General features: G+C 39.3%; 13 protein-coding genes. 3 read left to right on the plus strand and 10 right to left on the minus strand.

Annotated elements, in window-relative coordinates; all coding sequences use genetic code 11:
- Window positions 1-9: 9 nt before the first annotated feature.
- The 3 genes from ACQ86H_RS27795 to ACQ86H_RS27805 form a co-directional block, all read right to left on the minus strand.
- Window positions 10-702, minus strand: a complete 693-nt coding sequence (locus ACQ86H_RS27795) for a zinc-dependent peptidase (protein WP_431295487.1) — start codon at window positions 700-702, stop codon at window positions 10-12.
- A 129-nt stretch (window positions 703-831) separates the two neighbouring features.
- Window positions 832-1,440 (minus strand): Gfo/Idh/MocA family oxidoreductase, encoded by a 609-nt coding sequence (locus tag ACQ86H_RS27800; protein ID WP_431293188.1) that lies wholly within the window; start codon window positions 1,438-1,440, stop codon window positions 832-834.
- Window positions 1,419-1,856: a Gfo/Idh/MocA family oxidoreductase gene (locus ACQ86H_RS27805; protein ID WP_431293189.1), complete on the minus strand. Its 438-nt coding sequence runs from the start codon at window positions 1,854-1,856 to the stop codon at window positions 1,419-1,421. Before ACQ86H_RS27805 ends, ACQ86H_RS27800 begins: the two co-directional genes overlap by 22 nt.
- 105 nt (window positions 1,857-1,961) lie before the next feature.
- On the opposite strand from ACQ86H_RS27805, the gene ACQ86H_RS27810 reads away from it, so the two are divergent.
- Window positions 1,962-2,312, plus strand: coding sequence for a hypothetical protein (locus ACQ86H_RS27810; protein ID WP_025143454.1), 351 nt, complete (start codon window positions 1,962-1,964; stop codon window positions 2,310-2,312).
- A 966-nt stretch (window positions 2,313-3,278) separates the two neighbouring features.
- Here ACQ86H_RS27810 and ACQ86H_RS27815 read toward each other — a convergent pair.
- The 4 genes from ACQ86H_RS27815 to ACQ86H_RS27830 all read right to left on the minus strand — a co-directional run bounded on the left by ACQ86H_RS27815 (window position 3,279) and on the right by ACQ86H_RS27830 (window position 7,649).
- Window positions 3,279-3,956 (minus strand): OmpA family protein, encoded by a 678-nt coding sequence (locus ACQ86H_RS27815; protein WP_138819465.1) that lies wholly within the window; start codon window positions 3,954-3,956, stop codon window positions 3,279-3,281.
- Window positions 3,957-4,133: 177 nt separating this feature from the next.
- Window positions 4,134-4,826: an ABC transporter ATP-binding protein gene (locus ACQ86H_RS27820; RefSeq protein ID WP_138819464.1), complete on the minus strand. Its 693-nt coding sequence runs from the start codon at window positions 4,824-4,826 to the stop codon at window positions 4,134-4,136.
- A 2-nt stretch (window positions 4,827-4,828) separates the two neighbouring features.
- Window positions 4,829-6,301, minus strand: a complete 1,473-nt coding sequence (locus ACQ86H_RS27825) for a DUF5687 family protein (protein ID WP_138819463.1) — start codon at window positions 6,299-6,301, stop codon at window positions 4,829-4,831.
- A gap of 67 nt (window positions 6,302-6,368) precedes the next feature.
- Window positions 6,369-7,649: a replication-associated recombination protein A gene (locus ACQ86H_RS27830; protein ID WP_138819462.1), complete on the minus strand. Its 1,281-nt coding sequence runs from the start codon at window positions 7,647-7,649 to the stop codon at window positions 6,369-6,371.
- A 120-nt stretch (window positions 7,650-7,769) separates the two neighbouring features.
- Here ACQ86H_RS27830 and ACQ86H_RS27835 point away from each other — a divergent pair, with 120 nt between their 5' ends.
- Window positions 7,770-8,150 carry a VOC family protein gene (locus ACQ86H_RS27835; RefSeq protein ID WP_138819461.1) on the plus strand — a complete coding sequence of 127 codons (381 nt, stop codon included), beginning with the start codon at window positions 7,770-7,772 and terminating at the stop codon, window positions 8,148-8,150.
- A gap of 201 nt (window positions 8,151-8,351) precedes the next feature.
- On the opposite strand, the gene ACQ86H_RS27840 is transcribed toward ACQ86H_RS27835, so the two are convergent.
- Window positions 8,352-8,630, minus strand: coding sequence for a hypothetical protein (locus ACQ86H_RS27840; protein ID WP_431295488.1), 279 nt, complete (start codon window positions 8,628-8,630; stop codon window positions 8,352-8,354).
- Window positions 8,587-9,651, minus strand: coding sequence for an MFS transporter (locus tag ACQ86H_RS27845; RefSeq protein WP_431293190.1), 1,065 nt, complete (start codon window positions 9,649-9,651; stop codon window positions 8,587-8,589). The genes ACQ86H_RS27840 and ACQ86H_RS27845 overlap by 44 nt, the downstream gene beginning before the upstream one ends.
- 152 nt (window positions 9,652-9,803) lie before the next feature.
- On the opposite strand from ACQ86H_RS27845, the gene ACQ86H_RS27850 reads away from it, so the two are divergent.
- Window positions 9,804-10,541, plus strand: coding sequence for a class I SAM-dependent methyltransferase (locus tag ACQ86H_RS27850; RefSeq protein ID WP_431293191.1), 738 nt, complete (start codon window positions 9,804-9,806; stop codon window positions 10,539-10,541).
- 108 nt (window positions 10,542-10,649) lie between these two features.
- On the opposite strand, the gene hisS is transcribed toward ACQ86H_RS27850, so the two are convergent.
- Complete coding sequence (gene hisS / locus ACQ86H_RS27855) at window positions 10,650-12,182, minus strand: histidine--tRNA ligase (protein ID WP_431293192.1); 1,533 nt, start codon at window positions 12,180-12,182, stop codon at window positions 10,650-10,652.
- Between the last annotated feature and the right edge of the window lie 282 nt (window positions 12,183-12,464).

Genomic DNA, 12,464 nt, shown 5'->3' on the forward strand with positions numbered 1-12,464 from the left:
AATTCATTTTTAACCCGCGGGCTGTTGAGCAAAAATACGGCTTAACTGAAAATACAATTCGGGGTGTTTATCTTTTAACAGCTCAGGTTTTTCAAAGAAATATTCAGAAACCACGGCAAAAAATTCGGCCTGATTGGTGATGGCATAAGGGTTAATATCCGACTTATTATCCTCAATTTTTTCCATTTCTTCATGCATCATTTTAATCCATGGTAAAGTGTACTCATGTGCCATCAAATTTTCCGGAACGCCATCCGTTGCTCCATCCGATTTATCTAAAAGGTGAACAAATTCGTGTATGGCCGTATTTTCTTTACCTGCACTTTTAGAAAAACCATGACGCAGCGCTGAACGTGATAAAATCATCTGCCCGTTCATATACCCCGTACCAACCATGCCCATAATATTCCTTTCTCCACCATCAAACTGAAAATCTTTGTTAAAAGTATCTGGATACAATAAAACGCTGGTTAAGTTTTTGTATTGCCAATCGTCAAAACCAAAAATAGGAATAACCGCACTTGAGGCAATCAGCAGTTCATCCAGAGTAGTTATTTCCAAGCCTACCGCTTCAATTTTAACCGAACTAAAAAATGCAGCTACTTTCTGCTCAAACTTAAGCTTATCAGTCGAATCGAGATTATGGTAATAGCCTACATAATCATCGAGTATTTTTTTGTCTACATCCGTTAAAGGCTCAATAGCAACCTTCTTTTTTTAAGGATGAGGTAAAGAGCAATCAAAAAAATAGGGATTAAATAAGCAAATGGCAGTGAGTTCATAATAAAGATTACACAGATTAAGTGGATTTAAAGGATTGCACAAATAAGGTTAGCTTTCGATGATTTCTAATTGAACCAGAACATCTTCTCTGGTAACCGGATATGGCTGATTATTGGTAATTGACTGGTAAACGGCTTCAAAAAGCGGCAGATAATTCCCTATTTCCGACTTAATGACCTGTTCAGTTTTCTTGCCATCAGCATCTATAGTGGTTAATAAACCATCCTTATTTGCAGGTTCAACGCCATAACCTGGATCAGTTAATTTCATACCCGCCAGTAATTGTTCTTCCTGGATATCGGTTCTTTGTTTAATAAAGCTACCGTTTACGCCATGTAAAACAAAGCCTGGCTGTGGGTTTACCACCAACATGCTCGAGGTTACAAAAACATTTACGCTATCAGGATAGCTCAATTGGATCGAAAAATAGTCATCAACCAAAGTACCAGCCCTGTTTTTACCCAAAATTTTATGAAAACTCAACGGTTTGCCAAATAAACCGATCACCTGATCTAAAAGGTGCGGACCTAAATCGTAAAGTAGTCCGCTTGCCTCTACCGGCTTTTCTTTAAATGCCTTTGGCCCGATAACATTGCGGTAACGATCGTAACGTAAATGAACTTCGACCAGCTTACCTAGCTTGCCACTTTCAAGCACTTTTTTACCGAAGTAAAATCGCTGTCCCAGCGGCGGTTCTGGTAAAAGAAAATCTGTTTGCCAACGCTATCGGCCAGTTCGAAAAGTTCTTTGGCCTGCGCAGTGGTAGCGGTAAAAGGTTTTTCAACCAGAATATGTTTATGCGCATTTAATGCGGCTTTCGAATGTTCGTAATGAAGATTATTTGGAGTATTAATCACTACTAAATCAATTTCTTCATCATTCAGCAACTCTTCAACACTGTTGTAACTAATAATACTGGGGTAATCGTTAAATGCATTTTTATGGCTTCGCTCTACTACGGCCTTTAGATTGAAACCATCATGTGCATTTAGGAATGGCGCGTGAAAAACCTTTCCAGACATGCCGTAAGCTAATAAACCTGCATGAATTGTTTTATTGATATTCGTATCCATAGGTTATAAATGTAACCAAAAATACCATTACCATTCAAGCTTAAGTGTTAAAAAGCCTAAACGTTTTACTTAAGGCTTACACGTTTTTACACTATCTTTGCAGATATGAAGCCGTCGGAGATTAATGCCAAATGGAAAGTTTTACAGGAAAGGATTTCAACTGAATTTGATTCCGATTTTCCTGATTTAAAGGTGATGCTTTTTCTCATCGGTGTTCAGGAACTGGGCAAAGGTCCGAAGAAATACAGTAAACGTCAGAAAGAAGAACTGATGCACATTGCTACCTGCCGTTTATTGAGCGAAATGGGTTTTTATGAACTGGAGGGTTTGGATCAGGATGGTTGGCCGCACTGGAAATTAATTAAAGCTATTCCGCCATATACCATGCTGGAGCAGGAAATGCTGATGAAATCGCTTGTGGTGAGTTATTTCGAAGATATTTATTCTGCAGACTAATCTTATTGTGCTACCAGATGTTACCATCTGACAGGTCTTCATAAAATATATATTCTTTCTTTTTGAAAAGCAAGGCAATTACAACTATTCAGGTTTAGCCGGGCTTTTCGCTGTATCTCCCAATCCGATGAAGAATCGGGATCGGGAGGATGCCGCTTCAATCCCGTTTAAGAAATTCGGCCACTGCAACTATTTGGGGTTGCAGGTGTGCTGGAAAAACTTACGAAGTGGCCCCGGCTTGGGCTAATCGAAACTTCGTAAGTTTGGCTTGGTCAGCACCAAACCCAGGTTAACTAAACCCGACAGTAGCGGGCACCGAACGTAGTGAGGTAAAGCGGATGGCAGGGCTCTCAGAACCGATAAACACAGGAACCTGCTTTTCCTAAAACTAAAGAATATACCAGCAGTGTCAGACGGAAACATCAGACACCACATCAAAAACTTACGAAGTAGTCCCGGCTTGTGCTAATCGAAACTTCGTAAGTTTGGCTTGGTCAGCACCAAACCCAGGTTAACTAAACCCGACAGTAGCGGGCACCGAACGTAGTGAGGTAAAGCGAATGGCGGGGCTTTCGGAACCGATAAACACAGGCACCTGCTTTTCCTAAAACTAAAGAATATACCAGCAGTGTCAGACGGAAACATCAGACTCCACATCAAAAACTTACGAAGTAGTCCCGGCTTGTGCTAATCGAAACTTCGTAAGTTTGGCTTGGTCAGCACCAAACCCAGGTTAACTAAACCCGACAGTAGCGGGCACCGAATGTAGTGAGGTAAAGCGAATGGCGGGGCTTTCAGAACCGATAAACACAGGAACCTGCTTTCATAAAACTAAAGAATACGGACCAGCAGTGTCAGATAGAAACATCAGACACCACAATTGAACGCATAGAAACAAAAAACCCCGGTGGATGTACACCAGGGTTGCATATATAATGACCTCATAGGTAGAGGGAAATTGCAATATTATCCTTGTTTTTGCGCTGAAGCTTTTAATGCATCGTTAGCAACGATTACAATTTCTACACGACGGTTAGCTGCACGGCCAGCATCAGTATCGTTATCTGCAATTGGTTCGGCAAAACCTTTACCAATGGTAACTAATCTTGAAGATGGAACACCTTGAGAAACGGCATAAGCTTTAACTGCTGCTGCTCTTCTTTCTGAAAGCCCCATGTTATATTGTTCAGTACCGCGGCTATCGGTATGGCCGATAATTTTGATATCTGTATCAGGATATTGGTTTAGTGAAGACGCTAAGCTCTGAATATTGGTTTTAGCTGCATCTTTTAAAGCAGTTTTATCGAAATCAAATAAGATACCACTGTCGAATTTGACAATAATACCTTCTCCTTCACGAATAACTTCTGCATTAGGAATAGCTTTTTGAATTTCAGCTGCCTGCCTGTCCATTCTACGTCCGATAAAAGCTCCTGCTGTACCACCTATAGCACCACCAATTAAAGCACCGACTGCTGTATTACCGGCTTTTTTACCGATTAATGCCCCAATTACACCACCTGCTGCTGCACCAATACCGGCACCTTTTTGTGTTTTAGTTAAACTATCACAACTTTGGAATGCCATTGATCCTATGGCTAATCCTATACTTAATGTCGCTATTCTTACTTTTGAAATACTCATGATATGCTAGATTTATAATTTCTACCCGACATATTCAAACACAATGCCAAAAACTGATATAACCGTATTTTCGGCCCATTTCCATAGTTTATGCTACAAACAGTATTCTTATTAACAAAAAAGAGTCCTGATAAATCAAGACCCTTTTTATATATTGTATCATTCTTAGTACAAAAACTAAGCAGAGAAGTAACTCTCCAGCTCTTTCAAAGTATTTTCATCTGTTTTAAAATCTTTGATTACTTGCCCTTTTTCTACCAGCACAATCCTGCTGCAAACATCGGTAACGTGGTTTAAATCGTGACTGGAAATAAAAGTAGTCATATTGCCTGCCTGCGCTTTTAACAAATTCTTTAAACGGATCTGGGTAGTGGGATCGAGGTTGGCAAAAGGTTCATCCAAAATTAAGATCTCTGGCTTTTGCATCAAAGCGGCAGCAATGCCCACTTTAACCTGGTTTCCCTTGCTAAAATCGCGGATGTATTTACCACTATTGAGGATTTCGCTATTAAAAAACTCGCCGTATTGGTTAAGGTATGCAGAAACATCGGCAACACTAAGGTTATGTAAACCGCCAATAAAAATAAAATACTCTTCAGGCGTTAAATAATCGATCAGGAAACCTTCATCTAAAAATGATGCGGTATAATCTTTCCAGGTATCGTTCTGCATTACATTCCGGCCTTTCGATAAAACCTCGCCCGTGGTTGGGCGGATCAGGTCTAAAAGCATCCTGAAGAAAGTAGTTTTACCTGCACCGTTATTTCCTACTAAACCTACGGTTTCTCCGGCAGCAATCTGTAGATCTTCGATGTTTACAACGGTTTTATCGCCATAAACTTTTTGTAATTTCTTAACTTCTAAAATCATAATTATTCTCTAAAGCCTTCGGCTATTTTATATCGTTGTTTTTCAAGTCGTTTCGCAATATAGTCTACCCAGAAGCCCCTTAACAGCAGCATGGCTAAACCGAATATGCCCACTACGGCCAATCCCCAGTAAGGTTTATTTAATATGCCAAATGGCACATACATTAAAATGGGTGTAAGTGCATAAGGGAACATTAAAAGCCATTGGGTAGCACCAGTTCCCTGGTAATTAAAGCTTGCGGCTTTGGTGATATCAAGGCGTTTATAGTTTAAGGTAGCAAGGTAAAGCACTACAACAGTTCCAAAACCAATGTTATAGAAATAAGCAGCTAAATGCAGGAGCAGTAATTTCGGACTTAAAAACCCATAAAAACTGGCCAATACGGTAATAATGGTACAACCAATGGTAAAAAGCAAAAACTTAGCCTTGATGTAATCTTTAAAATTGATTTTGTTTGCCAATATACCATCAAAATGGGCACTTTGCCAGGCAAACATAAACTGACCATAAATAATAATGGAAATACCCGTCATAAAAATGGCACCGAACATCATCTGACCAAAAGCATCGGTATTGATTGCCTTTTCCTTATAAAAAATAAATCCATAAAAAAGGAAAAAGAAACCCAGGATAACCGCAGAGCGTGGGCGTTTATGACGGAGAATTAATTTTAACTCTAAAGCAGCCAGTTCGCCAACCTTGCCAAACCGGTTAAGGAAAGCATAGTCGGTACTGCCCTTTTTCTCTTGTTTGCTGCTCAACTCTTCTACATATAAGTTTTTACGGAGGAAAGTAGAGTTAAGGTAAAATATAGCTACAGCTGCCAGGGTAAATGCAAAGGCATAATAAGGATGTGCAGCAATGGCACGGAACACAAAATCGGAACCTGCCATGATAGAAATTACCTTATAATATTCCAATGCGGCAAATGCTGCAATTACAACCAGCCCGAAAAAGGTATAAAGGGTATTGGTGATCGATTTCCGCTTAATGTACAGCACCAGATAATTATTGAAAACCATCACCGAGAATATCGAAACGATATACATCAGCATAACCAGTGCTCCATATTCAGGCAAAATCTTAATAAAACAGAAAGGAAGAAAAATAAAAAATGGCCAAAGGTTAAATGCTGAAAAAAGGGCTTTAACATTTAAAAACCTGATGATTTTACTCCTCGAAATCCTTAAGTGCAGATAAGGGATAATACTTAAGGTTGGCAACTCCTGAAACTGCAAACGCATGATAAAATCGAATGCAAAATAATAAAGGATAATACCGTTAAAACTGGAAATTACTTCTTTGTTTGGGAAAATTTTTGGCAGGAAATGCGACATTCCAAAACCTACGCCAACGGCAATGGCAAAAAAGTAAAGCATAAAGAAACCCAAAACAATCTGGCCAGCAATACTACTGCCCCTGTTCCGCGAACGCCAGAAAGATTTTCTTTGATGGCTTAAAAAAGTACTCAGCATATTTAGTTTAGGTGTTTGATTTTTAGTCAATATACCTATTAGTATGCATTTCGAAGAAAATGTTACACTAATATTTGTATTTGTCTTTCCAGTTTTGCCTTAGCTTTTCGCGCAGTTTCTCCTCTGCTGCATTTTTGCCTGGATCGTAGAGTTTCGTACCGCTTAATTCTTCTGGAAAATATTCCTGTGGAGAGAAATTACCTTCATATCCATGAGAATATTGATAATCTTTACCATAACCTATATTCTTCATCAGTTTGGTGGGTGCATTGCGGATATGTAAGGGCACCGGCAGATTTCCGGTCTGTTTAACCAAAGCCTGCGCTTTGTTAATGGCCTCATAAGAGGCGTTGCTTTTTGGCGAACTGGCCAGATAGGTTACACATTGTGACAATATAATCCGTGCCTCCGGATAACCGATAACATTTACTGCCGTAAAACAGTTATTGGCCAGCAACAGTGCATTCGGATTGGCATTTCCGATGTCTTCTGAAGATAAAATTAATAACCTGCGGGCGATAAATAAGGGATCTTCTCCTCCTTCAATCATCCTGGCTAACCAATAAACCGCAGCGTTGGGGTCGCTACCACGGATTGATTTAATAAATGCAGAAATGATATCGTAATGTTGTTCTCCGGCTTTATCATAAAGCGCAAGGTTCTGTTGTGCATGTGCCAGTACATTTTCATTCGTCAGTATAATTTTACTGCCACCAATGCCATTGATGGCAATTTCGAGTACGTTTAACAGTTTCCGCGCATCGCCACCAGATAAACGGATTAAGGCCTCATGCTCTTTTATCGTAATTTTTTTCTCAATTAGAACAGCATCTTTTTTAATGGCTATTTGCAACAAACCGACTAATTCTTCTTCTGTGAGTGATTTTAAAATATAAACCTGACAACGGGAAAGCAACGCGGAAATGACCTCGAACGATGGATTTTCGGTTGTGGCACCTATTAAAGTAACCAAACCACGTTCAACAGCACCTAACAAACTATCCTGTTGCGATTTACTAAAACGGTGGATCTCATCAATAAACAAAATAGGCAAACCCAGAAAGCTGTCTTTTAGCTGTGCAGCACGGTCAATTACCTCCCGGATATCTTTCACACCGCTGTTAATGGCACTCAGGTTAAAAAACGGGCGGTCTAATGCCTGCGAAATAATATAAGCCAAAGTGGTTTTTCCTACTCCCGGAGGACCCCAGAAAATCATAGATGGCAGCTGACTGCTTTCAATCGCTTTGCGCAATACCGCTCCCTCTCCTACCAAATGCTGCTGACCAACATATTCATCAAGGTTTTGAGGGCGCATACGTTCGGCTAAAGGAGGCAGGTTTTGCATAATGGTAAATATATAAAAATTGATTATTTTGTTGTCCGATAATCTGCTAACCAAATGTCAGGATTACAAAATCCTTTAGTTAAAACAAAAGGACGAATGCTTTAGTTCTAATTTATTATTATGGACATTAAAAATTTAGATCACTTTGTATTAACGGTTGCGAACTTAGAAAGTACCTGCAGGTTTTACAGTCTTGCCCTGGGAATGGAAGTTATTGAGTTTGGCGAAAACCGAAAGGCACTGAAGTTTGGCAATCAAAAAATCAATCTTCACCAATATGGGGCAGAATTTGAACCAAAAGCATTTAAACCGATGCCTGGTACAGCCGATTTATGTTTTATCACAGATCTTCCACTTCGTGAGGTGATGCAGGAACTGAAAGAAAAATGTATAGAGATTGAAGAGGGCCCTGTAGAACGGACGGGAGCAAATGGTAAGATTATTTCGGTTTATCTCCGCGATCCGGATATGAATTTAATTGAGGTGAGTAATTATTTGTAGACTATTTGAAAGCGCTTTTTGGCATGGAAGAACTGGTTGAAACGGAGAAGTTATTTACTCATCATATACTATAGAAAAAGTCGTCATCTCGACTGAAGCGCAGCGAAACGGAGAGATATATCCAGTTAGATTTTGCTTCGCAGAGCCTTCAGGTTCTCGGCTACGTTGCAACTCCGCTCGACGACAGATAGCACAAGAAATCTAATCCTCTATCTTCGAGTGGTGCTTCGTATCTTTCATGGTCGTATACAAAATCAGCGAAATCAAAATACATGCGGTTACATACCAGTAGAAATAACTTTCGTGACCGATATTTTTAAACCAAAGCGCAAAATATTCTGCCGTTCCGCCGAAAATGGCAACGGTTAAAGCATAAGGTAACCCTACCCCCAAAGCCCTGATTTCGGCAGGGAATAGCTCGGCTTTAACCACAGCATTAATACTCGTATAGCCACTTACAATAATCAAAGCAGCTATCATCAATAAAAAAATAATTGTGGTATTGGTTTCGCCTGCCAAGCTCTGTTAAAATTGGGTAGGTACATAAAGTGCCCAGTACCCCAAAACCGATTAACAAAGGCTTTCTACCAATTTTATCAGATAACAGACCAAATAAAGGCTGCATAATGGCAAAAACCAACAGCGAGATAAATGATAATGTTGTAGAGGTTTCTTTACTCAGGTGAACCGTATTGACCAGGAATTTTTGCATATAGGTACTAAACGTGTAAAAGGCAATGGTTCCGCCCAATGTTAAACCCACAACCGTAAAAACCTCTTTGGGATATTTCAATAGTACGGCAATGCCTCCTTTTTTGTCTTTCACATTTTTACTTTTAAAGGCCGCGGTTTCATCAATATGTCTACGCAGATACAAAGCAATAAAAGAGAGGACAGCACCAATAAAAAAGGGAATCCGCCAGCCCCAATTGTGTAACTGGGCAGGAGTAAGCAACCAGTTCTGCAAAATCAACTGGATCCCTAAAGCTAATAATTGTCCACCGATTAGGGTTACATATTGAAAACTCGAATAAAAGCCACGGTGTTTTTTGGTGGCCATTTCGCTGAGGTAAGTAGCAGAGGTTCCATATTCACCACCGGTACTTAAGCCCTGGATCAACCTTGCAAAAATGAGCAATAACGGCGCCGCTATACCGATTCGTTTGTAACCTGGGGTTAAACCGATAATCAACGAACCTATCGCCATAATCAATACAGAGAGCGTCATTGCACGTTTTCTCCCTAATTTATCGGCGATACTCCCAAATAACCAGCCACCAATGGGGCGCATTAAAAACCCTACGGCAAAAATGCCTGCGGTATCCAATAACTGTGCTGTTGGATTGCTATTCGGAAAAAAAGCTGGAGAAAAGTATAACGCAAAGGCAGAATAGGTATACCAGTCGTACCACTCAACAAGATTGCCAACCGAACCACCAAAAATAGATTTCAACCGGTATTCTACATCCTTAACTTCGCCTTTTTGTACTGTTTTTTCCATAGTGTAGAATTATTGAATGAGTGATTGAATGCCGAATATGAAACTTAAATTAATACCAGTTGTTTATCAAAAATATAATAATTTTATAAAGAAAGCGCGCAGTTATATTCACCCTTACCCATTCACCCTTCCATCATTCAATCATTACAACAATGAAAGATAACTTTTCTACCCAATCTGCCGATTACGCCATATACCGGCCAACATATCCACAGGAACTATATGATTATCTGTTCGCCCTGGTAAAAAATAAGGAAACGGCATGGGATTGTGCCACGGGGAATGGCCAGGTTGCCCGTGTGTTGGCGCAGCACTTCGGTGCGGTTTATGCAACAGACATTAGCGAGAATCAATTAAAAAATGCTTTACAGTTACCAAATATCACATACAAAGTGGAACCAGCAGAACAAACATCAGTTGGTAATGATAGTTTCGATCTGATTACGGTAGCGCAGGCTATCCATTGGTTTAATTTTGAAGCATTTTACGCCGAAGTAAAGAGAACACTAAAACCAGATGGACTTTTTGCTGTAATTGGTTATGGGATTATGTCAATCGATAAAAAAGTAGACAAAGTTATCCATAAACTTTATGAAGATATATTAGGCAAATACTGGGACAGTGAACGCCGCTATATTGAAGAAGGTTATAAAACCATTCCTTTTCCTTTTGAAGAAATTATTGCACCACATTTTCAGATCAAAACCACCTGGAATTTTAACCAGTTAATTGGCTATTTAAATACCTGGTCTTCCTTGCAGCATTACAAAAAAGCTAACGATCGCAATCCCTTGGAGTACCTGTTTACCGAACTAAAAGAAGCCTGGGGTGATGATGCAGAGAAGGATGTTCATTTCCCGGTTTTATTGCGGATTGGGAGACTAACTTAACCGCAAAGGAAAAGAAGGCAAGCGCAAAGTGCACAAAGCGGGGTACATGACCGATCCTCTGCGTTTCTTTGCGAAAACCTTTGTGAGCTTTGCGGTAAAAAACTAGCGTTATTTCAACAACTCCAGTATACCTAAAACAGTTAGCTTTTTCTGCTCACCGCTTTGCATATCTTTTAATGTAAGTTCTCCGCTGGCAATTTCATCGCCACCGATTAATATTACATAAGGGATATTCTTGGCATCTGCATAGGCCATTTGTTTTTTCAGTTTTGCCGAACTTGGGTATAATTCAGCTGAAATACCCGCATTTCTAAACTGCTGAACAATTGGTAAAGCATATTTTTCAGCCTCCGCATCAAAATTACTGATCAACACTTTTGTTCCAACCTCAGCTGAAGCAGGGAAAAGGTTAAGTTCTTCCAATACATCATAAATACGGTCGGCACCAAAAGAAACACCTACACCTGTTAAATCTTTTAAACCGAACATACCTGTTAAATCATCGTAACGACCACCACCACCGATACTGCCCATCGCCACTTCATTGGTTTTAACCTCGAAAATGCAGCCAGTATAGTAATTTAAGCCACGGGCCAAAGTAATATCGAGTTCTAATTTGGCAACCAACGGTAAGCCATAGGAAATCAAACTTTCTACATATTGAAAAACCTGTTCAATTTCAGCAACACCTTTTAAACCGGTTTCGGATTCAGCTAAAACTTCTTTCAGGCTGGCCAGTTTTTCTTCGTTGGTACCTTCCAATAAAATTACCGGACGGAGTTTTTCCAAATCAGTTTCGGTAAAACCACGTTCCAACAATTCTTTACTTACGCCATCTAAACCAATTTTATCCAGTTTATCGATGGCCACAGTCATATCAATAATCAAATCAGGTTTACCAATAATCTCGGCAATACCCGATAAAATTTTCCGGTTATTAATTTTTATGCTGAAATCTTTTAGTCCCAATTTGCTTAAGGCTTCATTGTAGATCAAAATAAATTCAGCTTCGTTCAGCAAACTTTCCGAACCTACTACATCCACGTCACACTGATAAAATTCGCGGTACCTGCCTTTTTGCGGTCGATCGGCACGCCAAACTGGCTGCACCTGGAAACGTTTAAAAGGTAAGGTAATTTCGTGCTGGTGCATTACTACATAACGGGCGAAGGGAACAGTTAAATCATAACGAAGGGCTTTTTCGGAAATATCTGTAAGAACAGTTTTACTTACATTTTTATAAAGTGATATTGCTTGTTGTAGCTTAGTAAACTCTTCATTATTTCCAAATACTACAGAGGCATTTCCACCTATTACTATTTTGTCAGGATTAGAATCATCATTTTCAGCAAGATAACCTTGTGCATCTTCAAATTCTTTTTTGAGATGACTGACTTTATCTAAAACTTTTTGGCTCAAATATTCCCCACTATTCAGAATCTTAAAAATCAGTTTATCACCTTCATCGCCATATTTTCCGGTTAGGGTAGAAAGATTTTCAAAACTTGGCGTCTGGATTTCAGCATAACCATATTTCCTGAAAACCGTTTTAATGGTATCATAAATAAAGTTGCGTTTTACCATTTCAACAGGAGTAAAATCGCGGGTACCTTTTGCTAATGAGGGTTTAATAACTGACATAGCCGCAAAAGTACAAAAATGTAAGGTTTAAAAACAAAGATTCGTCATTGTGAGGAGGAACGATGAAGCAATCTTACAACGACAGTTACATGCGTGTGCATTAAGATTGTTTCGTGCGCTATAATAAAGTTTATGTAAACAACTGATATTTAGTGTTATTTTTTGACCATATAAGACATTTAAGGACCATATAAGCTTACATGTTCTTATATGATGTGAAAGCCTAAAGAATTATTTAATGAAATTAGATGTTCTTAGGTGTCTAGGTGGTTAATTAAACAG

Origin of the sequence: Pedobacter sp. P26 (assembly GCF_050632135.1) — a bacterium.
Classification (GTDB): Bacteria; Bacteroidota; Bacteroidia; order Sphingobacteriales; family Sphingobacteriaceae; genus Pedobacter.